This window comes from bacterium (assembly GCA_024742285.1).
Taxonomy (GTDB): Bacteria; Myxococcota_A; UBA9160; order UBA9160; family UBA4427; genus UBA4427.
The window spans coordinates 114,782-140,117 of sequence record JANSYR010000009.1 but is presented as its reverse complement, the minus strand read 5'-3'; the positions used below and the strand labels follow the sequence as shown (position 1 = coordinate 140,117).

Sequence of the window (25,336 nt, the reverse complement as noted above, 5' to 3'; positions counted from 1 at the left end):
GCGCTGCCAGGCCGGCCGACTTCTGGAGGAAATCCCACATGCCGCTTCGCTCCCGAATCGCGGGCACCGGGATGAGCGTGGGCAACCGCGTCGTCACGAACGCCGACCTGACCCAGTGGATGGACACGACCGAGGAGTGGATCGAGCAGCGGACGGGCATCAAGGAGCGCCGCTGGATCGACGAGACCCAGCGCCCTTCGACCCTCGCCGCGGGCGCGGCCCACCAGGCCCTCGAGCAGGCCGGCCTCGAGGTCGCGGACATCGACTGCATCCTGCTGGCGACGCTCTCGGGCGAGCACGACTTCCCCGGAACCTCCTTCTTCCTTCACGAAGAGATCGACGCGGGCGACATCCCCTGCATCGACCTCCGTGCCCAGTGCTGCGGCTTCCTCTACGCGCTCCAGATGGGCGACGCCCTGATTCGGACGGGTGCCCACCGCCGCGTGCTCGTCGTGGGAGCCGAAGTCCACTCGACCGGGCTCGACGTCTCGACCGAGGGGCGGGACGTCACGGTGATCTTCGGGGACGGCGCGGGCGCAACGCTCCTCGAGGCGGTCGACGGCGAGGACGACGGGCCCGGCGTGCTCGAGGTGCGCTGCCACGCGCAGGGCAAGCATGCGCGCCGGCTCTGGACCGAGGGACCGAGCTCCGCGCGCTATCCGGTTCGGATCGACGAGCAGATGCTCGCGGAAAAGAAGCACTTCCCGCACATGGAGGGGCGCTTCGTCTTCAAGCACGCGGTGACCCGGATGCCCGAGGTGCTGCTCGAGACCCTCGGCGCAGCGAGCCTCAAGCTCGACGACGTCGACCTCTTCCTCTTCCATCAGGCGAACCTGCGGATCAATGAGGCGGTGGCCCAGCGGCTCGAGATTCCCGAGGAGAAGGTCCGCAACAACATCCAGCGCCTCGGCAACTGCTCCGCCGGCGCGCTCCCGATCCTGCTCGCCGAGGCCTCCCGGGACGGGACCCTGCAGCCGGGCCAGCTCGTCTCGCTGACGGCGTTCGGCTCGGGCTTCACCTGGGCGAGCGCGGTCCTGCGCTGGGGCTGAGGCCCGCCCGGGGTCGGCCCGAAGCCGACCGGACCGCCGCCCGAGCGCGTCGTCCAGAGCGGATCTCGACTCAGTGCGTCAAAACGCGCCGAGGGCGGCACAGGTGCAACGAATTGCTGCTCTGCGTCGCCGCTATCTAGTTGTTTCGAAAGTTTTTTCTTCTTTTTCCGAGATTCCTGGTTGACCCTATGACGCAGCGTGTCTAGGATCCGCCGCGTCGCAGGGAAAGACGCGTCGCGTCAACCCCGACAGGCAACATCAGGCACCCCAACCTTCCGCCACATCTCCCCGGCGCCGTTCGTGCTCCGGGAACCCGCATCCCCGGGTCGACGCGGAATCCGACTGACAGGACAGGAAAGAGGACGAAGCCATGGCCACGACGAAGACCCGCACGAAGAAGACCACCCGCTCCGCGAGAAACGCCGACTGGAGTTGGGAAGACTTCCGCCCCGACTGGGCGAGCGAAGGCATCGACAAGATCACGACCGAGCTCGAGAAGTGGACCGACGAGCTGCAGACCCGCAGCGAGAAGTTCCGCACCCAGAGCCAGAAGCGGATCGAGAAGAACGTCAAGCAGGTCCAGAAGGAGCTGCGCAAGGTTCCGGCGATCAAGCGGGCGGAAGAGCTCCGCGACGAGCTGACCGAGCGCGTCGAGAAGAACGTCGACGCCGGTGTCGACCAGATCTACACGAGCCTCAAGCTCGCGCGTCTCGACGAGCTGAAGAAGCTCGAGCGCAAGATCGCGCAGCTCAACAAGAAGCTCCGCACCCTCGAGAAGCAGCAGGCGGCCTGATCCCAGCAGGCCCGCGCGCCGCACAGTGAGTCCGACCCGGTCATACGGGCGGACATCACCCCCGCCGCGGCGCCCGCCGCGCTTCTCGTCACTCCGGCTTCGTCGTAGGAATTCGTTCCTCCGGAGCCGCGAGCGAACAAAAAGGCCCGAGTCGCATCACGCGACTCGGGCCTTCTTGGTTTCCCTGATGCGTTTCAGGGGAATCCGGGCGACGTGCCCGAAGGAGTGAGCCACTAGAGCTCGAGCGGGGCGAGCGCAGCGGCGCTCTGCTTCACCTCGCCGCGAGCGCCGTCCGGAAGCGGGATGAGCCCCTTGTCCGCGAGGTAGCCCTCCTCACCCGAGGCGTTGTCGCTCGTGAACTCGCTCACGAACTCCTGAAGGCCGGGCACCTTCCCGACGTGCGCCTTCTTCAGATAGAAGTAGAGCGAGCGGGAGATCGCGTACTGGCCGTCGGCGATGTTCTCGAACGTGGGCTCCGCCCCGTCGACGATCGAGCCCTGGATCTTGTCCTCGTTCTGATCGAGGAACGAGAAGCCGAAGATGCCGAGCGCCGTCGGGTTCGCTTCGAGCTTCTGGATGATCAGGTTGTCGTTCTCGCCGGCCTCGATGTAGGCGCCGTCCTCGCGAATCGAGTGGGCGACGCGCTTGAACTCCTTCTTGTTCTCCTTCCGGAGCGCCTTCAGCATCGGGATCTTCTTCGCGCCGCCCTCCATGGCGACCTCGACGAAGGCGTCCCGCGTCCCGGACGTCGGCGGCGGGCCGAGGACCTCGATGCGCCGGTTCGGCAGCGACGGATCGACGTCACTCCAGTTCTTGTGGGGGTTCGGAACGAGCTTCCCGTCGACCGGGACCTGCTTCGCGAGGGCGAGGAAGACCTGCTTCAGCGTGAGCTCGATCCGATCGGCCTTCTTGGAGTTCGCGAGGACGATGCCGTCGAAGCCGATCTGGACCTCGACGATCTCGGCAACGCCGTTGCTCGCGCAGAGGTCGACCTCGCTCGACTTGATGCGGCGGGAGGCATTCGTGATGTCGGGTGTGCGGTCGCCGACGCCCTGGCAGAAGAGCTTCAGTCCGCCGCCGGAGCCGGTGCTCTCGACGACCGGCGTCTTGAACGAGGTGCTGCGGCCGAAGCGCTCCGCGACGGTCGTCGAGAACGGGAAGACGGTCGAAGAGCCCACGATGTGGATCTGCTCGCGCGCCGCCGCGCCCTGGGTGAAGACAAGGGCCAGGGAGAGGCCGAGCATCGCCGTGAGGGCCATGCGCTGAATCGTCATCGTTCGATTCCTTCGTATTGCAGCCGTGTTCGGCCCGGAAGGGTCCGACCGGCTCAGGGTGGGCATTCGGGCTCGCGCCTCGAATGGGATCGAGGAGACAGTCCTCGAACGCCCGCGAATCTACGCGTCGGGTATGCGCGCACCTTGAAGGAACGGTGACAGTTCCGTGACGATGCCCCGATCGGCCACGGATCGAGCCCGATCGCCGCAAGTTGCCGAAATCAGGGAAGAAACTCTATGCTGGCGAGGCCGGAAGGCCCGCCCGCGCGTTCACATCGCGGGAGAACGGCTGGAATCCGCCCCCCATGACGCCCGCGGGACGACTCTCGCGCCAGGAGGAACATGTCGCAGCGCGCCAACAAACGGGTCGACCGCGACATGGGAAGCCTGCGGGAGACCGTGCTGCAGATGGCTCGACTCTCGGAGGCGATCCTCGACAAGAGCCTCCAGGCGATCTGGGAGCGGGACTCGGCCCTTGCCCTCGAAGTGAAGGACGACGACCTCGCGATCGACCGCCTCGACGTCGAAATCGACGACACGGTCCTCCGGATCCTGGCCCTCGACGCGCCGGTCGCCAGCGACCTTCGCCTGGTCGTCGCGGTCAAATCCGTCGCGACGGACCTCGAGCGCGTCGGGGACATCGCGCGGAACATCGCGAGCTGCGCCCGGCGCCTCTCCGACGTCCCTCCCATCGAGCTCCCGCCCCAGCTGCACAGCCTCGCGGACGACAGCCGGGCCGCGCTGCGCAACGCCGTCCAGGCCCTCGCGGATCTCGACGCCGATGCGGCGCGCAGGGTCCTCGAAGACGACGACAAGATCGACGACAAGGAAGACGAACTGATTCGCGCGTCGATCGACCGCCTCGAGGACGATCCCGACGAGTCCCGTCAGCAGATCGACATGATCTTCATCGCCCAGCACCTCGAGCGGATCGGCGATCACGCCACCAACATCGCCGAAGAAGTCGTGCTCGCCACCGAGGCGACCAACCTGAAGCACTCGGACAAGCTCGGAGAGCGTTGAGCCCGCGAAGGGTAAGCCGAGCGCCCGCAGGCGACGGATCAGGCGGTGCCTAGTCCTGCGCGTCGAGCCGCGCGAGCGCCGCGGCGAGCTCGTCGAGGACGCGCTGTTCTTCGGCGGTGATCCCGGCGCGCGCATCGATCGAGGCCCCGTCGTCGAAGGGGCGCTCGTCCATCTTCGCGATGCGACGTGCTTCGTCGAGGAGCTTGCGTTCCGTCTTGCGCGCCGCGCGCGCCGCGCTCTCGGAGAGCGTCGGCGCGAGCAGCGCCCGCCAGGCTTCGAGCGCCTCGGTCGGCGGACTCTCGTGCAGCCAGCGACGGAGCGTCGTCCGCGCGAACTCGCCGTGCTGCTCGACGCCGATCGCCTTCGCGGCTTCGAGCACGCCCTGCCGCTCCGCTTCGGTCACCGAGCCGTCCGCCCAGGCGACCTCCACCAGGGGCGCGAGTGCCAGGGCGGCGAGGCGTTCGATCTCTTCCTGACGGGTCGGCACGGTCGTCCTCCTGCCGAGACGAGGACCCGGCACCGTCCGCAGAGCATAACCGGCGCGGGGCGCGGAAGGGGAGTCAGTCGCCCCGCAGGCGACGACGCTCCGTCTCGATCATCTGGAGCGCGGCCTCGACCGATCCCTCGGTCGTGCGGAGCAGATCCCGCGCCTGGTCACGATCGACGTCGCCGAGCTCCATGACGATGCGGACGGCGCGGCCACGAAGCTTGCTCGAGACCGGCGTCACGTGCGTCATGTGGTGGCCGCGAACGCGGCCGAGTCGGACCATGACCGCGGTCGAGAGCGCGGTCAGGATCATCTTCTGGGCGAGCCCGCCCTTCATGCGCGTCGAGCCCGTCACCACCTCGGGACCGACGTTGGGCGCGATCGCGATCTCGACGGACTCCGCGAGGGGCGAATCGGGATCACAGGTGATCGCGACGGTCCGCGCGCCGAGCTTGTTCGCCGCCTCGACGGCGCCCAGGACGAAGGGCGTCGTGCCGCTCGCCGAGAGACCGACGATCACGTCGCCGAGCGTCACCCCGCGTTCCTCGAGTTCGAGCGCCCCCGCTTCCGGATCGTCTTCCGCGCCCTCGACCGCGCTGCGCAGCGCGCGGTCTCCGCCGGCGAGGATCCCCTGCACCGAGCGCGGCGGAAGCCCGTAGGTCGGCGGGATCTCCGACGCGTCGAGCACACCGATCCGGCCGCTCGTCCCGGCCCCGACGTTGAACCAACGCCCGCCGCCGCCCATCGCGGTCGCGAGCACGTCCGCGGCTTCGGCGACGCGCGGCAACACCTCGGCCACCGCCGCGTGGGCGACGCCGTCTTCGGCATGGATCAGCTTGAGCATCTCGAGGGTCGGCATCTCGTCGAGGGCAGCGGAGCCCTGGAGAGAGGCCTCGGTCGGTCGTCGATCGGCCATCCCTGTTCGTTTCGGCCGCCCGTAGGGGAACTGAAGAAGGGGAACTGGAGGCGCGGGACCGGGCGACGTCCCGACAGGAAACGTAGACTCTCGCGCCATGCCCTTCGAAGTCGCGGAATCCACCCTCGAGAGCCTCGAATGGGCACGGATCACCGACGCGCTGCGCATCGCCTGCCGCACGCCGATCGGTGCTCGCGTCGTCGCGGAAACTTCCACGCGGAACCTCTTCGAAGACACGGAGGAAGGCGCCCGGGCGCGACTCGACGAGACGAGCGAGGCCCGGGCGCTGCTCGACGACGACGACCCGCCGCCCCTCGGCGGCTGCGTCGACGTGCGGCCCGCGGTCGCCCGCGCCGAGAAGGGAGGCGTCCTCGAGCCCGCGGAGCTCGCCGACGTGCGCCGCACCCTCGAGGCACTGCACGCGACGCTGCGTTTCTTCGATCGTCGCCGCGAGACCGCGCCCACGCTCTTCGAAATCGCGATCCAGATCGGCGAAGCGCCGGGACTCGAGGCACAGATCGGTCGCTGTCTCGACGCGAGCGGCGAGGTGCGGGACACGGCGAGCCCCACCCTCGCGGACGCACGGCGCGACGTGCACAAGCTCGGGGCCGAGCTGCAGACGCGAATCGAGCGCAGCCTCCAGCACGAGGACATCAAGCCGCATCTCTCCGACGCCTACTACACGGTCCGCAACGGGCGCTTCGTCCTCCCGGTGAAGAGCGACTCGAAGGGGCACGTCCGCGGGATCGTCCACGATGCCTCCCGTTCGGGGACGACGCTCTTCGTCGAACCCGACGGGATGGTCGAGCTCAACAACAAACACCGGCAGGCGGAGCTCACGGTCGAACGCGAGATCCTCCGCGTGATGCGCGAGCTGTCGGCGGCGGTCGCCCGGGAAGCGGAGTCGATCCGCGGCAGCCTCGAACGGCTCGGCCAGCTCGATCTGGCGATCGCGCGCGCGACCCTCTCGCGCGACATGGACGCGGTCCTCCCCGACGTCGGAACCGAAGGCATTTTCGAGCTGCCCGGCCTACGCCATCCCCTCATCCCGGCGAACGAGTGCGTCGCGAACGACCTCCGCGTCGGCAGCGACTTCAGGGTGCTCATCCTCTCGGGCCCGAACGCGGGGGGCAAGACCGTCGCCCTCAAGTCGATCGCCCTCGCCGCGCTCATGGTCCGGGCCGGGCTGCACGTGCCCGCCGATCCGGGTGCACGGGTCGATCTCGTCGACTGCGTACTGGCCGACATCGGCGATCACCAGGACATCAACGAGAGCCTCTCGACCTTCTCGGCGGCGATGGCGAACCTCGCCGGAATCCTCCGCGCCGCGGGTCCCGACACGCTCGTGTGTCTCGACGAAGTCGGCGTCGGCACCGACCCCTCCGAAGGCGCCGCCATCGCGCAGTCGACCCTCGAGGCGCTCGCCGACGACGGTGCGCGGGTCATCACGACGACCCACTACAACCTGCTGAAGGAGATGGCCGAGGTCGACGACCGCTTCGAGAACGCGAGCGTCGAGTTCGATCCCGAGACGTTGGCACCGACCTACCGCGTGCGGATCGGAGCACCCGGCGCATCGTCCGCGACGACCGTGGCCGCACGCATGGGCATGCCGCAGGGCGTGCTCGACCGCGCCGCCGCCCTCCTCGACCGCGAGGATCGGCGCCTCGACCGCATGCTCGCGGAGCTCGCCGCGAGTCGCGCGCTTCTCGAGAGCGAGCAGGCCGCGGCGGCGACGCTGCGCGCCGAGAGTGAGCAGGCGCGCGAGGAGTACCGGTCGAAGCTCTCGCGCCTCCAGGAGCGTCGCGACAAGCTCTTCGGCGAGATGCGCGGCGAGCTCGACGCGTCGTTCAAGGAGGCCCACGGCGAGGTCTCCCGGATCATCGCGGAGCTCCAGCGCGCCCCCTCCTCCCGCCGCGCCGCCGACGCGAAAGCGAAGCTCGAAACCCTGCGCGACGAGACCGAGCGCGTGCAGAAGGCGAAGGGCTTCGAGGCCCGGAAGGCCCCGGTGGAGACCGCCTTCGCGCCCGTCGACTGGCCGAAGGCGCGGGTGGGCGACCCGGTCCGCACCCCCGGCGGCGGCGAGGGCATGCTGGTCGCGCTGCCCGACCGGAAGGGCCGGGTCTCCGTCCGCGTGTCGGGGCGCAAGGTCGTCCTCGGGCGCGACCAGCTGACGAGCACGGCCGCGGGGGGAGCCCCCGAAGCGCCCCCGAAGACCCGGGAGCGGGAGCCGCGCGCCGAGCCGCTCCCGCCGGCGCGGATCGGGGGGATCGTCGAGGTGGACCTCCGCGGCCTGCGCGTCGAGGAGGCCCTCGAGCGGCTCGACGTGGCCCTCGACCTGGCGGCCGCCGAAGGACGGGACGAGATGCGCGTGATCCACGGGATCGGGACCGGGGCACTCAAACGCGCCGTGCGGGAGCACCTCCCGCGCTCCCACTACGTCGTCGAGACCGCCGAAGCGGCCCGCGACGAGGGCGGAGCGGGCGCGACCCGCGCCGTCCTGCTGAAGGACTAGTGTCCTGTGGAAGACGCAGGGACGAGGTTCCGATGAGCGATGAAGAAGACGACGAACGACGCGAGGACGACGACGAATTCCCGTCCCTCGACGGGCTGATCGGGACCTTCCTGAGCGAGCCCGCCCTGCTGCCCGTCGTGGTCGTCGTGCTCGGCAGCGGCGGGGCCTTCGGAGCCGCCGTCCTGATCCTGACGGGCGTGGACCGCAATCCGTTCGCGGCGGCCGCCCTGGTCCTGATCGCGGGCCTGACCGTCGACATCAGCCTGCGCGCCCGCAAGGAGCCCCAGTTCCGGAACCTCGCGCTCCTGATCGGCCTCGTGTGGGCCGCCTCCGTCGTGCTGGCGACCGTCGCCTTCGTGACCGGGATCGCCGGGGCCTGATCCGCCTGCGACGCCGCTAGACGAGCGGGTCGTCGCCTTCGCGAGCGAGATCCGAGAGCAGGGCCTCGGCCGCACGCTGGCCCGCGCGGGTCGCGGACTCGAAGGTCGGGCCGACGAGGTAGTCACCGGCGTAGTAGACGCGTCGGCCGAGACTGCGCCGATCGCGCTGGACCCGGTCGAAATTCGCCAGCTCGCGGTAGTGGCCGACGCCGAAGAAGGCCTGGTTCGCGCGACCGACGTGGGTCGTCCGGACCCGCTCTCCGATTCCAGGCATCGCGAGCTCGAGAGAACTGAGGAGGTTCTTCGCGACCACGTCGCTCGCCGTCTCGCGCCAGCGCGCCGCGAAGGCGTCGCGGGCGCGGATCACGAGCTGGCTGCGACCCTCTGGTGCGCGGCCGCCGCTCTGCCCCGGCTCGACCACGATCGACGCGATCGCCGAGTCCTCCCGGCGCGGGAGGCGGATCTCCTGGGGCAGCCCCGAGTGGACTCCCTCGAGTGCGACCGCCAGGGTCACGACCGGGCGCTCTTCCACGGCGGCGAAGAAGTCACGCTCCGCCGGGGTGAGCAGCGGCCCGGCGATCCGCGCCGCCTCGCTCGCGCCGACGGCGATCACGGTCGCGTCGAAGCCCGACTCCGCGCGCGGCCCGTCGGCGTCGAGCAGCTCGAGCCGATAGCCGCCGGCGGCGAGCTCGTCGACGCGCTGGACCTGGGTCGCGCGATCGATCTCGAGCCCCTCGGCGGCGGCCTGGGCGAGCTCGATCAGCGGGCGACGTGGGAGACCGGGAGGCGCGGGACGGCGACCTCCGATGCCCTGGCCCGCCGCATGCTGGAGGAGCGCCACGCGGGAGAGCTCGTCGACGGAATCGCCGTAGACGCTCTGGACCTCCGGCGCGAGCCAGAACTCGAGGGCGCCTCGACCGAAGTAGAGCGACACGTGATCGGCGAGACTCCGATAGTCGAGGTCCGCCGCCCGCTCGGGATGGGTCGCATCGAGCAGCGGCGCGTACCGAGCCATCAGCCGACCCCAACGCAGCAGCTTGGGCCGTTCCCAGATCCGCGGTCCCGGGATCCGCGCCACGCCACGCAGCTGCAACCCGTCGACGGGCCGCGCCTCGCCGGCGCGAAGCAGGGCGGTCTGCACCGGGCGAAGCGGCGTGAGCAGATCTCCGACGCCACGATCCGAGAGATCCCGGGCGAAGCGCGCGAGGGCTTCGTCGCGACCGCCGAGGACCGGCCAGCTGCCGTCCATCCAGTGACCGGCGCACCACTCGCCGCGCGCGCGCCCGCCGACCGCCGTACGGGCCTCGAAGACCTCGACGCGATGCCCCGCCGCGCGAAGCGTCGTCGCCGCGCGAAGACCCGCGAAGCCGGCGCCGAGCACGGCGATCCGCTGGCCGGCGGCCGCCTCGCCCGTCCGCGCCCCGTCGCTCATTCGCTGCCACCCTCACGGGCGGCGCGACGCTCGCGTAGGTGCGCGATCACGTCGTGCAGCGTCTCGAACGCGACGAAGGGATGGTCCGCTTCCTCGAGCGCCGGCGCGAGGGTGTCCTTCGCGTAGGCGAGGTCGGCCTCGAGGGCGCCGCACAGGTCGGAGACGCGGCCGTTCCCGATGTGCACGCAGAAGGCACCGGGATTCGCGGCGCGATAGGTCGAGATCAGCCCGCGCTTGCAGCTGCCGGTCCCGCAGCCGCAGGCCTCGTTCGGTCGTCCCGGCGAGAGCCGCCAGGTCTGGCCTTCGTAGCGGAGGTGATTGGCGTTGAACTCGAAGGACACGCCGTTGATCTCCTGGAGCCGCTCGAGGTTCCAGTCGAAGCCGTCGGAGAGGATCCGGAAGGGAACTTCCTCGGCCTCGCACCACGCCAGCATGTCTTCGGCGCCCGGGTCGAGATCGATCGTTTCGAGGAATTCGTAGAGCTGCTTCTCCGGGAGCTCGAGTCCGTCGAGCAGCGCCATCACGTAGGTCCACGCGGTGAACTCACCGTCGGCGAAGCGCTCCCAGAGATTGGCGCGGCGCTCGGGCAGGAGCTGCTGGGCGAGGGTCGACCCCACGTCCTGGACCGAGAAGGTCCCGTCGAAGTCGCAGAAGATCGCGAGCGGTCGATCCGCGGGAAGGCTGTGCGTGTCCTGGGTCAAGATCTCACCGGATGGCTGGGTGGATGGATGGGAGCGCGTGGAGCGTGGGCGGACGGCAGGCGCGGCCGGGCCGCGCGGGGCGTCGAATCGCGAATCCGGGATCCCCCGGATCCGGCGCGTGTGCGCGATTTCCGGGGTCCTCGCGTCGGCTGGGTGGGTAGCGCATCCTCGCCCGGGCGGGAACGAAAACCCGGTCGCAACGGGTTCCCACGGGAACGCGGGCGCGGGGCGCGGAGGACCAGAAGGGTGCGAGCCCAGTCGGATCGGGCAGATGGGACGACCCTTGCCGGTCGCGATCCCGGCCGGACGCGAAGGCGTGCGGAAGCGCTGGCGGCGCGTCTCTCCGGCGACGGCCCGCCGCTGCTCCTCGATGGAGCGACGGGAACCGAGCTCGAGCGCGCCGGGATCCCGACCGGGCTCCCGCTCTGGTCGACCCATGCTCTGCTCGAGGCCCCCGACTCGGTCGCGGCGATCCACCGCGCGCATCTCCGGGCCGGCGCCGAAATCGTCACGGCGAACACGTTCCGTACCCAGGCGCGCACCCTGGACCGCGCCGGCCTTCCCGCGGAGAGCGACCGCGCGCTCACCGGGCTCGCGGTCGAGCTCGTCCGTCGCGCCGTGCTGGATGCCGGCGTCGCCGGACCGCGCTGGGTCGCAGGCTCGCTTCCGCCACTCGAGGACTGCTATGCGCCCGAGCGCGTTCCCGCCCGCGACGAGCTCGACCGCGAACATCGCCGCCAGGTCGACCTGTTAGGCGAGGCGGGCGTCGATCTCGTGTTGATCGAGACGATGAACAGCGCGCTGGAGGCGGAATGCGCCGCCCGGGCGGCCGCGGCGAGCGGCCTCCCCTTCGTGGTCTCGTTCGTCTCCTGGGCGCCGGGTCGTCTGCTCTCGGGCGACGATCTCGCGCGCGCAGCAAGGACGGTCCTGGACACCGGCGCAGCCGCCGTCGGCGTGAACTGCGTGCCCCCCTCGACGCTGCCCGCCTCCCTCGAATGCCTCGGGGCCCTCGATGCGCCGCTCCTCGTCTCGCCCAATCTCGGCGAGCCCGACGAGGAGACCGGATTCTCGCGGAGCGAGGCCCTCTCGCCCGACGCCTTCGCGGCCCGCCTGGCGCCCTGGCCCGCGCGGCCGACGCTGCGCATCCTCGGCGGCTGCTGCGGGACGACACCGGACCACGTCGCTGCCCTCGCTCGGCGCCGACGGGCGACACCGACCGACTGACGCCCGCCGTCACCCCCCGACGACAATTTGTGTCAGCCGCCCGGCCGCCCTGCCTGCTCGGATCCTTCGCGTTGCCGGCGTCCTTCTCGGAAGCGAAGGGCCCGCATCGCGCGGGACGCCTCAGCATCACTTGGGGCATAACCCCACACTTGGCACGCCCATTGCTGTAGAGAACCGCGGAAATCATGGGGCGCTTCTGAGGAGCGGGCCCCCATTCCCGCGCCCGGGCTGGCTACCCCTCCCTTCGCACAATTCGTGCGAGGAGCCGGTCCGGGCGCTCTTTCGTTCGCCCCCCGGAAACGGCACCCGCTGGCCCTACGCCTACGCCGTCCCGTCGAGCCGACGCCGCATCATCACGCGTCGCTCCGGGTCGAGCCCCGCAGCCGCCTCTTCCGTCGCCGCATCGCGGAGCGATTCGGTCCACTCGCTCCTCGGGATCGCCTCGAATCCCGCGCGGGCATAGAAGGGCGCGTTCCAGGCGACGTCCCGAAACGTCGACAGCGTGATCGAGGCGAAGCCCTTCGCCCGGGCCCAGGCGCAGGCGGCGTCGACGAGTCCCCGTCCGATCCCGCGCCGACCGAACTCGGGCAGCACGTCGACCTCTTCGAGGTGCGCTTCGTCGCCGTGCTCTTCGAGGAGGACGAAGCCGGCGACCGTCTCGCCCACCCGCGCGACCAGCAGCCGCCCTTCGAGGCGCGCGCGATCGAGGGTATCGAGGTCCGTGACCTCGTCCGCTCCGCCCGGCGGCAGATCCTCCGGCGAGAAGCGGGCCGCCGCGCGCGCCTCGATCCCGGGACAACACGCGACCTCTTCCGCTCGCGCGGGACCGACCTCGAAGGCGCTCATCGACGCGGGGCGTCGCCCTGGGCGGGTACGCCCCCGAGCACGCGCCGGGCGATCCCGGCGAGATAGACCGAGCCCGTGGCCACCAGCATGCGCCCGGGCTCCAGCTGCGCGCGGGCCACGCGGACCGCCTCCTCGGGGTCCTCGATGGGGAGCGGTTCGACCGCGCCCCAGCCGAGTCCGCGTCGCTCCGCCAGCTCGTCGATCCGCTTCGCCAGCCAGTCCGCCGGCAGCGAGCGCGCGGGCTCCGCCCGGGTCGTCACGACCCGTCCGCGTCCGGGTGCTTCGAGGAGCGGCGCGAGCACGTTCTCGAGCTCCTTGTCTCCGGAGACCGAGAGCACGAGGTCGAAGCCGCCGGGGGCGAGCGCTTCGAGGGTCTTCGCCAGATCCGCTGCGGAGCGCGCGGTGTGCGAGCTGTCGACGATCACGAGTGGATCCGCGGCGAGGCGTTCGACCCGTCCGGGCAGCGCGCAGCCGGCGAGTCCCGTTCGGCAGGCGCGCACGACCGCTTCGTCCGGATGGGCGCCGAGCGCGCGCACGCAGGCGATCGCCAGCGCCGCGTTCGTTCGCGCTGCTTCGCCCGGCGTCGCGAGGCCGCAGGAGACGCGGAAGCCATCGACGGCATCGAGCCGCAGCGCCTCGTCCGGCTCGGTCCCGGCTCCGATCCGATAGTCGTCGCCGAAGGTGCGGAGCTGCGTGCCGACCTGGCTCGCGCGGGTGAGCACGACGCTCATCGCCTCGTCGCGGAGCGGACCGACGATCGCCGGGATGCCGGTCTTGAGGATCCCGGCCTTCTCACCGGCGATCAGCGCCTCGGTCTCCCCGAGCTTGTCCGTGTGCTCGAGCTCGATGCTCGTGATGCAGCAGACGTCGGGGGTGACGGCGTTGGTCGAGTCGAGCCGCCCGCCGAGTCCGACCTCGAGCAGGACCCGATCCACGCCGGCCTCGGCGAAGAGCAGGAGGGCGACGGCGGTGGTCGCGTCGAAGAAGCTCGGACGGGTCGCCTCCGGACCTTCGCGAAGCGACTCGACGACCGGGCGGATCCGCTCCACGGCGGCGGCGAGCGTCGCCCCGTCGATCGGGCGACCGTCGACGCGGAAGCGTTCGACCCAGCTGACGAGATGCGGGGACGTGAAGGTCCCGACGTGTTCACCGAGCGCCAGCAGGAGCGACTCCGCGAAGAGGCAGGTCGACCCCTTTCCCTTCGAGCCCGCGACGTGGATGATCGAGAGCGAAGCGTCCGGACGGCCGAGCGCGTCGAGGAGCGCCTCGATCGGACGCAGGTCGAGCCGGCGATACGCGTAATCGGTCGACCGCTCGCGATTGATCAGGCCCTCGAGATACGCCGCGGCGTCGTCGACGGTCCGAATCGGGTCTTGATCCATGTCCGGGGGGGTCGGAAGCATGCTTTCCGCTCGATCTGGAAACACGAGAAGGCGGCCAGCTCCCTGACCGCCTTCTCTCGAACGATATCCGTTCGTCGCTCGCGCGCACCGGGCCGGAACGACCCTCGCGGGCGCCGCGACTACTGGAGCATGTACTTCTGTCGCTCGCGGTAGGCCTTGAGCGCCGAGCTCGTCGACTCGACCGACGGGTAGAAGTACTTCACGGCGTGGCCGCACTCCTGGCACACGCGATAACAGAACTTGAAGCCCTCGACCTCGCGCACCGAGCCGACGTCCATCTTGTTGGCGTCGGTGCAGCAGCTCGACGGTCGCGTCGGCGACACGATCTTGCGCGGGTAGTCGTTCTTGGGGGCGTCCGAATCCGAATACTCGATGATGTTCTTCGTCAGGCGGTGGGACCGCTCCTCGGAACTCTTCTTTCGGATGTTGCTACCGATTCGTCTCAACGGTTCTTCCTCGCATCGTAAGGGCCTGCCTAGCCCCCGAGCCTCACGCCCAGGTCCTTCAGCAGTACCGATCGATTCTCGAAGGGCCGCACACACGGCGGCCCGTCAGTCGTCCAGAGACGACTCGATCCCTCGTCTTCGGAGAGCTCCAGCAGGAGCGAGCTCCTCGTTCCGTAGCGATCGGGCCGGGGCGCATCGTGGGCGCCCTTGGCCTCTGGAATGTGAACGCAGGTCGCTTCGAAGGGGCTGTCGATCCCTTCACCGCCGACGTGCTCACGGCAGATCCGGGCCAGTCCATCGAAGAGATCGAAGGACGGCTCCGTCACCATCTTCTCTACGCGCGATCGGATGCGCGTCAGCTTGAGGGCGCGGGGCTCTCGCGCCGACTCGCCGAGCGAATCGACGACGCTCTCGAGCCCTTCGAAGCCCGGGTACGACTCGCTCGCCGCCAGGTCGCCTCGATCGTCCTGCCCGTCGAGCAGGAAGGTCCGTCCGAGCCGCTCCGCGATGGCCTCGTCCTCGACGTTCCCGACGATGTGCGGACCGGCTTCGAGTTCGAGGACCTCCGCGCGATCGCGATAGACGACCAGGAAAGCGTCGCGGCCATCCGCCACCAGCAGCTGGAAGGGGTTGTACGCGGCAGTCTCGAGGGCCGCGGCCTTGCGGGCGGTGTCCGCGGCGCTCTCCGACTCGAGCGCCATCATGACGACGTCGCCGCGGCTCTCGAGCTCACTCGCCGACTTGTTCTCGATCGCGCTCCCGGGCAGCGGCCGAAGATTCGTGAGACCCGCGAAGACACCACGCTGACTGAGACCGACCCAGGTTCCGCCCGCCTCGAGGTCGAGGGGAGAGAGGATCGGACCGGTGGCCGAAGTGCGGATCGCGAAGTCCTCCGCCGGCCGTGCCAGGAACTCGTCCCGGTTCGCGGCGACCACGAGGGGTCGACCGTCGAAGCAGCGATGGAGGACGATCAGCGTGCACATACTTCGGCGCTGGCTCCTTCGCTGGTTGCGTGCCCCGTCGCTCGCCGGCGGACGATCGGGTCGGCTCGCTTTGCACACGCGGAGCGGGAACGCTCAGGTCGCGACGAACGACCGGTTCGAGCAGCGCGGTGGGGGCGGGCCGGCGCGATTGCGGTGCAGCCGGGGTGTGACGACGGGGTCACGATCCGAGAAGTCGGCTTCACGGGGGGATTCCCCGGAACCAAGGGCGCGGAGACTAGCAGCGATTTCCCGCAGGCGCAAGGGAATTCGCTAAAGAAATCAGATAGATATGGGCACTCCGACCGGTTTCGCATGAGCGTTGCCCGCCTGCGTCCCACCGATTGCGCCCAAACGAAACGCCGTTGCAGTCGCTTCACAGAGCGCTTCACGGAGTCGGAATCGGGTCAGGGCGAGAACGCGTCGACACGCGCCAGTCGCGCCATCAGCGCGAGCAGCCCCTCGTACGCCACCGCCCCGACCGGCTCGAATGCGCTGGGTTCCGGCAACACCAGGGCGTCCTCGACGGCCCGGCCCCTCCGCACCCGCGTCTGCCCCTCGTCCACCAGCGAGAGGACCCGCCCGTAGCCAGCCGAGAGGAACGCGCCTTGAACGCCCTCGGGCGTGGACCAGCCGCCCTCTTCGGGAAACGCTCCACCGTGCCCCAGCCGAGCTGCGGTCCGCCAGAAGAGGTCGCGGAACACCGGGTGGGAACGGAGGTCGCGGGCGATCCGGGTGGACGTGCCGACTCGGGGCTCGAGGACGAGGACCGCGCGGATGGACTCGAGCTGCCCGTCCGCCCGGAGCGACTCGACCAGCGCCGCCCCCGACGTGCGGACCGCCTCCCGGTCCGAACCGGCAACGGGCGCGGGCGGCGCCACGACGGCGACCGCGAGGCCGACCGAATACCGCGAGGGCTGGCGAGAGAGGGCTCGGGCCAGCTCCAGCAACGTGGCGACCCCGGAATCGTCGGGTCCGGCCCCGTCCAGCGCGGGAGACCAGGGCGCAACGACCAGGATCCGTCCCTCGGTCGAGCCGGGGAGCCAGGCGAGCACCGGAGAGTCGCCCCCCACGCTGTCCGGCCCCGGCTCTTCGACCTCCGCCCCGGCCCAACCGAGCTCACGCTCCACGTACGCCCGCGCGCGGGCCGCGTTCTCGCTGCCCCGCGGCCGTTCGCCGAGGCCGGCGAGCGCCGCGAAGTGCGCCCGCGCCCGCCTGGCCGAGAATTTCTCGGCGCGGGCATCGATCTCCGGGTGCGGAGGAAGCCCGGAGCAGGCGGTCCCCAGGGCCAGCAGACAACATGCCAGAGCGTTCCGCAAACCCTTGTAAAACAAGCGTTTTGCCATATGCGATCGCGTTCTCGAAATCACCTGAACGAGCCCTCGACCCTCACGAGCCCTCTGGTATCGGCGTTTCGCATGCAGATTGATTGACACATTCGAGCACTCAGGGACACTTCCCTGATGTAGGCCCGCTCCTCGCGGGGCTTTTCGAAAGTCGGAGGCAGAGCTCTACCCTGAGAGCTCTGCCTCCCTTTTTTTTGGGGGCGCGTTGAGCGCCCCCTGGGCCGCGGGCGCTTTTTTCTCTGCTTGAGGCGGTGGGGCGCGTTGAGCGCCCCCTGGGCCGCGGGCGCATTCTTGCTCGGGGCTGCGTGCCCGCGATGAACGCCCCCTGCCCCTGGGCCGTGGATACTTTTTTGCTCGGGGCGGCGTGCTCGCGATGAGCGCCCCCTGGGCCGTGCACGCTTTCTTGCTCGGGGCGGCGTGCCCGGGTTGAGCGCTCGCTCGGCTGCGGGGCCGGTTGGGGTGGATCGGTCCGGCCACACCGTAGGGGCCGGATCTCCGATTTCCAACCGGGGAGGCTCCGGTTCTCGTCGGATCGGTTCCGCGGGCGGGGGCGGCGCGGCATGCTGTCGAGGCTCGTCGGTCCCAGGCGGTGCCTCATGATCCGCGTGTGGAGCGCGACCCTCGATGGACTCCGCGGGGTGCCGATCGAGGTCGAAGTGCGGCTTTCGTCCCAGCTGCCGCGGGTCGATGTCGTCGGGCTGCCGGAGGCCGCGGTCCGCGAGAGCACGTCCCGGATCCGCGGCGCGATCGCCGCCGCCGGGCTCTCCTTCCCCGACCGGCGGGTCACGGTCAACCTCGCACCGGCCGAGCTCCGCAAGCAGGGGGCCGGGCTCGATCTGCCGATCGCAATCGCGGTGCTCGGTGCGGTGGGCGATGCACTCGATGCGGAGATGCTCGGAGGACGAGGATTCGTCGGCGAGCTCGCTCTCGACGGACGACTGCGTGGCACGCGCGGCGTGCTCGCGGCGGTGCTCGCGCTGCGGGACGCGGGACTCGACGAGGTGATCGTGCCCGACGACTGCGCGGCGCGTGCCGCGCAGGCACCCGGCGTGCGCGTAATCGCCGCCGCCGATCTCCAGGCCGTCATCGAACACCTCGAGGGCCGCGGGACCTGCGCGATCGCGAAGCCGCCGGGCGTCTTCGACGACCCGATCGAGGAAGTGGTCTGTCTATCGGACGTACGGGGACAGGCGCTGCCCCGCCGCGCGCTGGAGATCGCGGCGGCCGGCGGACACGGGCTGCTCCTCACCGGACCGCCCGGCGCTGGCAAGACCCTCCTCGCGCGACGACTTCCGGGACTGCTGCCCCCGCTCGACGATCCGGAACGGCTCGAGGCGTTCTGCATCCTGGACGCATCCGGGCTGGCGCCGGAGGGCGCCCACGCCAGCGCCCGTCCGCCGTTCCGCGCCCCTCATCACGGCGCCAGCGCGGCGGGGCTGCTGGGCGGGGGCTCGCCGATCCGCGCCGGCGAGGTCTCCCTCGCCCACCACGGCGTGCTCTTCCTGGACGAGCTGCCGGAGTTCGATCGGCGCTGCCTCGAATCTCTGCGCGAAGTCATCGAGCAGGGCGTCGTTCGGATCGCCCGGGCGAGCGTGCGCTGCGAGCTTCCGGCCCGCTTCCAACTGGTGGCCGCGGCGAACCCGTGTCCGTGCGGATTCCATGGCACGCCCGACCGCGACTGCCGCTGCGACGATGCCGCCCTCGCGCGCTATCGCCGGCGACTCTCGGGTCCGCTGCTCGACCGGATCGATCTCTCGGTCCGCGTCGGCGAGGTCGCCTGGGACGCGCTCCGCGGCGGGCAGCCGAGCGAGACCAGCGCCCTCGTTCGCGAAAGAGTGCTCGAAGCGAGGCACCGGCAACGCAGACGCGGCGTGCGCTGCAATGCCGAGATCCCCGACCGTGCGCTCGACGAGCAGGTCGCCGCGGAGGCGAGCGCGCTCGATCTGCTCGGCGAGGCCGTCGAGCGGTTCGCGCTCTCGGCCCGCGGCGCACGACGCGTGATGCGGGTCGCGCGGACCATCGCCGACCTCGCCGGACACGCGACGACGAACCGCTCCGCGATCGCGGAGGCCCTGCAGCTCCGGATGCCAGGGGCACCGCCATGAGCCCGAAAACACTGGGGGTTTTCCACCCATCCAGACGCTCTTGATTATCTCCGGCATGCGATGTGCAAGATGTGCAAGAGACAAGCAGGAGCGGTTGGCAGAAGCACTGAAACGCGCCTCAGGGCCTTCTCACGAATCGACCGGCGAGTTGCCGTTCACGAGCTCAGCAACCGTGCCGATGAAGGATGCATCGGGCCCGAGAGGGGCTCGAGTCAGGAGTACGACCCATGGACCGAGAGACCACCGCACGCACGAGCGCGACCGTCATCCCGATCGAGCACCAGCTCGCGGTCCACGAGATCGAGCCCGCCGCGGACACCGGCCTCCCGTCATTGACCCTGATGGAGCTGATCGAAGCCGTCGGCGAGGTGAGCGACACCGAGGATGAGGTGGTCGCGACCGTGACCTACATGCTGCGCTCCGGGCGCGTCCAGCTCCTCGCCGACGACGACGCCGCCCTCTGCGGGTAGGCCATTCCCTGCTGCGATCCCGATCGAATCGCGCCGACTTCCGCCCGCCCTCGACGACCGTCGCCGGGGGTGCTGGCGTCGTCAGCGCGTAGTCGGAAAACAGTCGGCAACTCGTCGGCGCGTCGTCTCCGGGCGCGCGACGAGCGGCGCCTGAGAGCCCCGGCGCCCCGAACTCCCTCGGCGTCGCCTGAGGCCCCCGCTGCCCGGAATCCGCCTACGCGTTCTCCCGGCACGACGAACAATGGCCGTAGAGCTCGTGCCGGTGGCGCAGGATCTCGAAGCCGTGCTCCGTCGCGACTTCGCGCTGGCGCTCCTCGATCTCTTCGCACTCGAACTCCTGGATCTTCCCGCACTTGACGCAGACCAGGTGATCGTGGTGTTCGTGCTCGATCTCGTAGCGCGTGATCCCGTCGTCGAAGTGGCGTTCGGTCGCGAGCCCCGCCTCCACGAGGAGCTTCATCGTCCGGTACACCGTCGTGTACCCGATGTTCGAGTGCTCTTTGCGGACCGCCTGGTAGAGATCCTCGCTCGTCACGTGACGATTGGCGTCGAGGAACGTGTGCAGAATCAGCTCGCGCTGCTTCGTCTGCTTCAGGTGGTTCTTCTCGAGGTAGGTGGCAAGCGCCTCGAGCTCGACTTCGTGGGCCATGAGGGGAAGGTATCACGCTCCCGGCAACAGTCTCGGCCACGTCCCCGAAGTCGAGAAACGATCGGTCGAGCAGGCCCTCGGCACGGGACGCGAGATCGTCGTCCAAGTCCTCGGCGAGGCGCCGCACCTGGCGCAGGAGCCCCCGGCGAGGTCGAGCGCGGTCTTCGACGCCTTCTCTTCGGCCGCGCGGGCACGGCCCGAGGAAGGACGCCCCGCTTCCCTTCGACCTTCCCGACGCAGCCGGTCCCGTTCGCTGAAGCTGGGCTTCCGACCGTCATCGCTCACTACGCGTCTCCTCGACCGGGGCGCCCGGGCCCGCGTCGAGGCGGGCCAGGTTGCTGCGCGCCGCCATGTTGTCGCAATCGAGATCGATCGCCGCCTCGAAGGCGTCCCGCGCCCGGTCGCGGTCGCCCGTCGCCTGGTAGGCGAGGCCCAGGTGGTTGCGGATCTCGCTCGCCGTGGGCACGAGGACGGCGGCCTCTTCGAGCGCACGCACCGCCGCGGTCGCATCCCCTCGATCGAGCGCCTCCGTCCCGGTCACGTAGAGCCGGCCCCCGCGAAAGCTCCGGACTGCATGGCTCTCGCAGGCGAGAGCGCTCCAGACGAGCAGTCCTACGAGGAGCGAAACGGCCATGCGCCGCACGCGGTCCAACCGCCGCCCCGTCGCTTTCCGCATGAAATCCCGACGATGCACCCACGACTCCCCGACGGCGTTCGAACGCCCACTGACCGCAGGGTAGCCGAGACCACCGGGCCGGTTCAGATCCGAGACCGGAGATCCGATGGAAGTCGGCAGGGAGACGGCGTGTATCATCGGCGCGCTCGCAGGGGAGTCGACTCGATCCAATGAAGGTCCTGGTCACCGGCACGGCGGGGTTCATCGGCGCCGCGGTCGCGGAACGCCTGCTCGCGCGCGGCGACGAGGTCGTCGGCGTCGACAGCGTCAACGACTACTACGACCCCGCGCTCAAGCGCGCCCGACTGGCCCGTTTCTCGGACTCTGCCGCCTACGACCATCACGAGTTCGACCTCGCCGACGCCGGACGTACCGCGACCCTCTTCGCCGCGACGCGTCCCGAGCGCGTGATCCACCTCGCTGCCCAGGCCGGCGTCCGATACTCGATCGACCATCCGAACGCGTACGCGGACGCGAACCTGACCGGCTTCCTGAACGTGCTCGAGGGCTGCCGTTCGGCCGAGGCCGAACACCTGACCTACGCGTCGAGCAGCTCGGTCTACGGGGGCAACACGAAGACCCCGTTCTCCGAGCGCGATGCCGTCGACCATCCGGTCAGCCTGTACGCCGCGACGAAGAAGGCGAACGAGGCGATGGCCCACGCGTACGCCCACCTCTACGGGATCCCGACGACGGGCCTCCGGTTCTTCACCGTCTACGGTCCCTGGGGTCGGCCGGACATGTCGCCCTTCCTCTTCGTGAAGCGCGTCCTCGAAGGCCAGCCGATCGACGTCTTCAACCACGGCGACCACCAGCGCGACTTCACCTACGTCGACGACATCGTCGAAGGCGTCGTCCGGGTCCACGACCACCCTGCGGCCCCGGCGCCGGACTACGACCCCGGCGCGCCCCCGGCCGACCGCAGCAGCGCCCCGTGGCGGATCTTCAACATCGGTTGCGAGCGCCCTGTCCACCTCCTGGACTACATCGAAGTGATCGAACGCTGCACCGGGCGGGAAGCGATCAAGAACATGCTGCCGATGCAGCCCGGCGACGTGCACTCCACCTGCGCGGACGTCTCCGCGCTCTCGGAAGCCGTCGGCTACCGCCCGAGCGTCCCGCTCGAAGAGGGCATGGCGCGCTTCGTCGACTGGTATCGCGACTACTATTCCGTCTGAGACCGATCGTCCGAGACGGGGACGCTGAGGTCGCGCGCCTGACGCGCCGCGTTCGCCCGGAGCGTCGCGAGTCCCTCCCGGCTCGCTTCACAGATGCCGTGCTCCGTCACGAGTCGCGTGACGTAGCGGGACGGCGTCACGTCGAAGGCGGGGTTGGCGGCGGCGCTCGCCGAATCGAAGAGCGAGATCGTCCGGACCTCCCCGTCCGGACCCAGGCCGACGATCTCGCGCACCTCGTCCTCGCCCCGCTCCTCGATCGGGATCTCCGAGACCCCGTCGTGAATCGACCAATCGATCGTCGAGAAGGGAAGCGCGACGTAGAAGGGCACGTCGTGCGCGTGCGCCGCGAGGGCCTTCAGGTACGTCCCGATCTTGTTGCAGACGTCGCCGCTCGCGGTCGTGCGATCGCTCCCCACGATCACGGCGTCGACTTCCCCGCGCTGCATCAGATGGCCTCCGGCGTTGTCGACGATCACCGTATGCGGAATCGCCATCTCCCGAAGTTCGAACGCGGTCAGACTCGCGCCCTGGTTGCGCGGGCGGGTCTCGTCGACCCAGACGTGGACCGGGATCCCCGCGGCGTGCGCCTTGTAGATGGGCGCCAGGGCGGTCCCCCAGTCGACCGTCGCGAGCCAGCCCGCGTTGCAGTGGGTCAGGATCCGAAGGGGCGCGCCGTCGCGTCCCTCCGCGAGCGCTCGCAGGAGGCCGAGGCCGTGATCACCGATCGACGCGCACGCCGCGACGTCCTCCTCGCAGATCGAATCGGCTTCGTCGCGTGCGCGCGCCGCGCGGGCCGCGGGGGGGAGCGGGCGCACGCAGCCGACGACGCGCTCCACCGCCCAACGGAGATTCACGGCGGTCGGGCGCGTAGCGACGAGGGCCTCCGCAGCCGAGGAGAGCGCCGCATCCGACGGATCGGCCTCGAGCGAGAGAGAGAGTCCGTAGGCAGCGGTCGCGCCGATCAGGGGCGCGCCGCGAACGCGCATGACGCGGATCGCCTCGCAGGCGGCTTCGAGATCGCCCAGCACGCGTGTCTCGAAGCGATGCGGCAGCCGGGTCTGATCGATGATCGAAACGGCGCCGGTCACCGGGTCGCGACGAATCGAGCGGTGGGGCTGTCCTTCGATCAACACGGCGAGGAAGACGCCCGGGCCATCATTCGCCTTCGAAGGCGCAAAGCGATCGCACGGAGCAACCGAGCTTCTCGAGCCGCGTCGTCCCGCCGAGATCCGGCAGGTCGACCACGAACGCGCATTCGATGACGATCGCCCCCGCTTCCCGGAGCAGCTCGACCGCCGCCTCCGCGGTCCCGCCGGTCGCGATCAGGTCGTCGACGAGGAGGATGCGCGTCCCGGGCGTGAAGGCGTCGACGTGCATCTCGATCCGGTCGGTGCCGTACTCGAGCTCGAAGTCGCGGCCGATCGTTTCTCCGGGAAGCTTGCCGGGCTTTCGAAGCGGGAGGAAGCCCACGCCCAGCCGCGCCGCGAGGGGCGCTCCGAACACGAAGCCTCGCGCTTCGATCCCCGCGACGAGCTGCGCCGGCTCGGACGCCTCGGCCCAGGGCGCCGCGAGGGCGTCGATCGAGGCGGCCAGACCTTGCGGATCCCCGACCAGGGTCGTGATGTCCCGGAACTGGATTCCGGGCTTCGGATGATCGGGGATGGTCCGGATGTACCGGCGGAGATCGGCAGGGGCGGTCGACACGGCGGGCAGGATAGCGGAGCACCTCGAGGGAGTGAGTGGAGCGGCACCCGGGAGATCCCGGAGCGCTCACGGCGAACAGGGGCGTCTCGGTTCCCTCACCGACCCGTCACGGCCGGCGAGACGGAGATCGCGAACCGCAGGCTGCGGCGGCGCATCATACCGGTACCCTGTCGGCCCCCTCCGGTGCTCGCGGATCCGGGCGATCTCAAGAATCCCGTCCAGAGCGCCGATCCAGCGGAGAGTCGCAGCGCGCCGGCAGACGGGCGAGTCCGTGCCTCGCGACCGACATCCCCGTGGAGATCACGATGACCGTGCATGGTGTGTTGCTTTCTGGCGGCTCGGGAACCCGGCTCTGGCCGCTTTCTCGCGCCGCATTCCCGAAGCAGCTCCTGCCCCTGATCGGCGAGGAATCGCTCCTGCAGGCCACCGCGCTCCGCAGCGCCGCCATCCCCGGCGTCGACGGCCTGATGGTGGTGTGCAACGAGGAGCACCGCTTCACCGTCGGCGAGCAGATGCAACAGGCGGGCCACCGCCCGGGCGCGATCGTCCTCGAACCCGCGCCCCGCAACACCGCCCCCGCCGTCGCCCTCGCCGCCCTCCAGTCCCAGGTGCTCTCCGGGGAATCGGACAGCGTGATCGTCGTCCTGCCTTCCGACCACCTCATCCGCGACCAGGCGGCCTTCGCGGCCGCCGGCGAACGAGCGATCGAGCTCGCGCGCACGGGCCATCTCGTCACCTTCGGCATCGTCCCGACCGCCCCGGAGACCGGATACGGCTACATCGAGCGCGGCGCCGAAGCCGAAGGCGGTGCCTACGAAGTCGCGCGCTTCGTCGAGAAGCCCGATGCCGCGAGGGCCCGTGAATTCCTCGACGCCGGAACCTACACCTGGAACAGCGGCATGTTCGCGTTCCGGAGCGACGTCTTCCTCGACGAGCTCGCCAAGCACCGCCCGGCGATCCACGAAGCCTGCCTTCGCGCCTTCGAAGCGCGCTACTCCGATCTCGACTTCACGCGCGTCGACGAAGAGGCCTTCCTCGACTGCCCGTCCGAATCGATCGACTACGCCGTGATGGAGCTGACGGATCGCGCGGTCATGGTTCCCCTCGACGCCGGTTGGAACGACATCGGGTCCTGGAGCGCCGTCATGAGCGAGGGAGACGCAGACGCGGCGGGCAACGTCGTCGAAGGCGACGCCGTGCTGATCGACTCCGAGGGTTCCTACGTACGCTCGGGCAACCGTCTCGTGACGACGCTCGGCGTGCGCGACCTGCTCGTCGTCGACACGCCGGACGCGGTCCTGATCGCCGACAAGAATCGCTCTCAGGACGTGAAGAAGATCGTGACCGAGCTCGAACGTCGTGAACGCCCCGAAGCCAAGATCCACTCCCGGGTCTACCGGCCCTGGGGCAGCTACGAGACGATCGAACTCTCCGAGCGCTACCAGGTCAAGCGGATCGTGGTGAACCCGGGTGAGCGCCTCTCGCTCCAGATGCACCACCACCGCGCGGAGCACTGGATCATCGTCGGCGGAACCGCCCTCGTCACGCGCGACGACGAGACCTTCCAGCTGACCGAGAACGAATCGACGTACATCCCGCTCGGCGCGAAGCACCGGCTCGAGAATCCCGGCAAGCTCCCCCTCGAGATGATCGAGGTCCAGTCGGGCAGCTATCTGGGCGAGGACGACATCGTCCGCTTCGAAGACGGCTACGGGCGGGCTTGAAGCCCGGCACTCGGA

At 70.1% G+C, this 25,336-nt stretch carries 24 protein-coding genes; 10 read left to right on the top strand and 14 right to left on the bottom strand.

Annotation, left to right across the window (positions count from 1 at the left end; translation table 11 throughout):
• The first annotated feature begins 38 nt into the window (after window positions 1-38).
• Complete coding sequence (locus NXI30_17185; GenBank protein MCR9095959.1) at window positions 39-1,049, top strand: ketoacyl-ACP synthase III; 1,011 nt, start codon at window positions 39-41, stop codon at window positions 1,047-1,049.
• A gap of 370 nt (window positions 1,050-1,419) precedes the next feature.
• Window positions 1,420-1,842: a phasin family protein gene (locus NXI30_17180; protein ID MCR9095958.1), complete on the top strand. Its 423-nt coding sequence runs from the start codon at window positions 1,420-1,422 to the stop codon at window positions 1,840-1,842.
• Window positions 1,843-2,075: 233 nt separating this feature from the next.
• Here the strand turns inward: NXI30_17180 and NXI30_17175 are convergent, their stop codons facing one another.
• On the bottom strand, window positions 2,076-3,116 hold the full coding sequence (locus NXI30_17175) for a PstS family phosphate ABC transporter substrate-binding protein (GenBank protein ID MCR9095957.1): 1,041 nt from the start codon (window positions 3,114-3,116) through the stop codon (window positions 2,076-2,078).
• 342 nt (window positions 3,117-3,458) lie between these two features.
• On the opposite strand from NXI30_17175, the gene phoU reads away from it, so the two are divergent.
• Window positions 3,459-4,139: a phosphate signaling complex protein PhoU gene (phoU, locus tag NXI30_17170; GenBank protein MCR9095956.1), complete on the top strand. Its 681-nt coding sequence runs from the start codon at window positions 3,459-3,461 to the stop codon at window positions 4,137-4,139.
• Between the two features lie 49 nt (window positions 4,140-4,188).
• Here phoU and NXI30_17165 read toward each other — a convergent pair whose 3' ends face one another.
• Together NXI30_17165 and NXI30_17160 are read right to left on the bottom strand one after the other, a co-directional pair.
• On the bottom strand, window positions 4,189-4,626 hold the full coding sequence (locus NXI30_17165) for a hypothetical protein (GenBank protein MCR9095955.1): 438 nt from the start codon (window positions 4,624-4,626) through the stop codon (window positions 4,189-4,191).
• Window positions 4,627-4,699: 73 nt separating this feature from the next.
• Window positions 4,700-5,542, bottom strand: a complete 843-nt coding sequence (locus NXI30_17160) for an N-acetylmuramic acid 6-phosphate etherase (GenBank protein ID MCR9095954.1) — start codon at window positions 5,540-5,542, stop codon at window positions 4,700-4,702.
• A gap of 97 nt (window positions 5,543-5,639) precedes the next feature.
• On the opposite strand from NXI30_17160, the gene NXI30_17155 reads away from it, so the two are divergent.
• On the top strand, window positions 5,640-8,057 hold the full coding sequence (locus NXI30_17155) for a Smr/MutS family protein (protein ID MCR9095953.1): 2,418 nt from the start codon (window positions 5,640-5,642) through the stop codon (window positions 8,055-8,057).
• Window positions 8,058-8,089: 32 nt separating this feature from the next.
• Window positions 8,090-8,437 (top strand): hypothetical protein, encoded by a 348-nt coding sequence (locus NXI30_17150; GenBank protein ID MCR9095952.1) that lies wholly within the window; start codon window positions 8,090-8,092, stop codon window positions 8,435-8,437.
• A 16-nt stretch (window positions 8,438-8,453) separates the two neighbouring features.
• Here the strand turns inward: NXI30_17150 and NXI30_17145 are convergent, their stop codons facing one another.
• Both NXI30_17145 and NXI30_17140 read right to left on the bottom strand, forming a co-directional pair.
• A complete protein-coding gene (locus NXI30_17145) occupies window positions 8,454-9,869 on the bottom strand; it encodes an FAD-dependent oxidoreductase (protein ID MCR9095951.1) in 1,416 nt (471 codons plus the stop codon).
• Window positions 9,866-10,570: a haloacid dehalogenase-like hydrolase gene (locus NXI30_17140; protein MCR9095950.1), complete on the bottom strand. Its 705-nt coding sequence runs from the start codon at window positions 10,568-10,570 to the stop codon at window positions 9,866-9,868. Before NXI30_17140 ends, NXI30_17145 begins: the two co-directional genes overlap by 4 nt.
• Window positions 10,571-10,816: 246 nt before the next feature.
• Between NXI30_17140 and NXI30_17135 the strand changes: the two genes are divergently transcribed.
• Complete coding sequence (locus tag NXI30_17135) at window positions 10,817-11,794, top strand: homocysteine S-methyltransferase family protein (GenBank protein ID MCR9095949.1); 978 nt, start codon at window positions 10,817-10,819, stop codon at window positions 11,792-11,794.
• A gap of 321 nt (window positions 11,795-12,115) precedes the next feature.
• Here the strand turns inward: NXI30_17135 and NXI30_17130 are convergent, their stop codons facing one another.
• The 5 genes from NXI30_17130 to NXI30_17110 form a co-directional block, all read right to left on the bottom strand.
• Window positions 12,116-12,640 carry a GNAT family N-acetyltransferase gene (locus tag NXI30_17130; protein ID MCR9095948.1) on the bottom strand — a complete coding sequence of 175 codons (525 nt, stop codon included), beginning with the start codon at window positions 12,638-12,640 and terminating at the stop codon, window positions 12,116-12,118.
• Entirely contained in the window at window positions 12,637-14,043 is a 1,407-nt protein-coding gene (locus tag NXI30_17125) for a Mur ligase family protein (GenBank protein ID MCR9095947.1), read from the bottom strand. The genes NXI30_17130 and NXI30_17125 overlap by 4 nt, the downstream gene beginning before the upstream one ends.
• 119 nt (window positions 14,044-14,162) lie before the next feature.
• Complete coding sequence (locus NXI30_17120; GenBank protein MCR9095946.1) at window positions 14,163-14,489, bottom strand: hypothetical protein; 327 nt, start codon at window positions 14,487-14,489, stop codon at window positions 14,163-14,165.
• Window positions 14,490-14,518: 29 nt separating this feature from the next.
• The gene (locus tag NXI30_17115; protein ID MCR9095945.1) at window positions 14,519-15,472 is read right to left on the bottom strand and encodes an NRDE family protein; all 954 of its coding nucleotides are present in this window, start codon (window positions 15,470-15,472) and stop codon (window positions 14,519-14,521) included.
• Window positions 15,473-15,876: 404 nt separating this feature from the next.
• On the bottom strand, window positions 15,877-16,803 hold the full coding sequence (locus tag NXI30_17110) for a hypothetical protein (GenBank protein MCR9095944.1): 927 nt from the start codon (window positions 16,801-16,803) through the stop codon (window positions 15,877-15,879).
• A 608-nt stretch (window positions 16,804-17,411) separates the two neighbouring features.
• Between NXI30_17110 and NXI30_17105 the strand changes: the two genes are divergently transcribed.
• Entirely contained in the window at window positions 17,412-18,920 is a 1,509-nt protein-coding gene (locus NXI30_17105) for a YifB family Mg chelatase-like AAA ATPase (protein MCR9095943.1), read from the top strand.
• Window positions 18,921-19,147: 227 nt separating this feature from the next.
• Window positions 19,148-19,390, top strand: coding sequence for a hypothetical protein (locus tag NXI30_17100; protein MCR9095942.1), 243 nt, complete (start codon window positions 19,148-19,150; stop codon window positions 19,388-19,390).
• 214 nt (window positions 19,391-19,604) lie between these two features.
• Here NXI30_17100 and NXI30_17095 read toward each other — a convergent pair whose 3' ends face one another.
• On the bottom strand, window positions 19,605-20,039 hold the full coding sequence (locus NXI30_17095; protein MCR9095941.1) for a transcriptional repressor: 435 nt from the start codon (window positions 20,037-20,039) through the stop codon (window positions 19,605-19,607).
• A 274-nt stretch (window positions 20,040-20,313) separates the two neighbouring features.
• Window positions 20,314-20,673, bottom strand: a complete 360-nt coding sequence (locus tag NXI30_17090) for a tetratricopeptide repeat protein (GenBank protein MCR9095940.1) — start codon at window positions 20,671-20,673, stop codon at window positions 20,314-20,316.
• A 212-nt stretch (window positions 20,674-20,885) separates the two neighbouring features.
• On the opposite strand from NXI30_17090, the gene NXI30_17085 reads away from it, so the two are divergent.
• Window positions 20,886-21,893: an NAD-dependent epimerase gene (locus NXI30_17085; protein ID MCR9095939.1), complete on the top strand. Its 1,008-nt coding sequence runs from the start codon at window positions 20,886-20,888 to the stop codon at window positions 21,891-21,893.
• Here the strand turns inward: NXI30_17085 and mtnA are convergent.
• Together mtnA and NXI30_17075 are read right to left on the bottom strand one after the other, a co-directional pair.
• Complete coding sequence (gene mtnA, locus NXI30_17080) at window positions 21,881-23,026, bottom strand: S-methyl-5-thioribose-1-phosphate isomerase (GenBank protein MCR9095938.1); 1,146 nt, start codon at window positions 23,024-23,026, stop codon at window positions 21,881-21,883. The two genes, NXI30_17085 and mtnA, sit on opposite strands and share 13 nt — an antisense overlap.
• A gap of 22 nt (window positions 23,027-23,048) precedes the next feature.
• Window positions 23,049-23,597, bottom strand: coding sequence for an adenine phosphoribosyltransferase (locus NXI30_17075; protein ID MCR9095937.1), 549 nt, complete (start codon window positions 23,595-23,597; stop codon window positions 23,049-23,051).
• Between the two features lie 305 nt (window positions 23,598-23,902).
• On the opposite strand from NXI30_17075, the gene NXI30_17070 reads away from it, so the two are divergent.
• The gene (locus NXI30_17070; protein MCR9095936.1) at window positions 23,903-25,321 is read left to right on the top strand and encodes a mannose-1-phosphate guanylyltransferase/mannose-6-phosphate isomerase; all 1,419 of its coding nucleotides are present in this window, start codon (window positions 23,903-23,905) and stop codon (window positions 25,319-25,321) included.
• The last annotated feature ends 15 nt before the right edge of the window (window positions 25,322-25,336 follow it).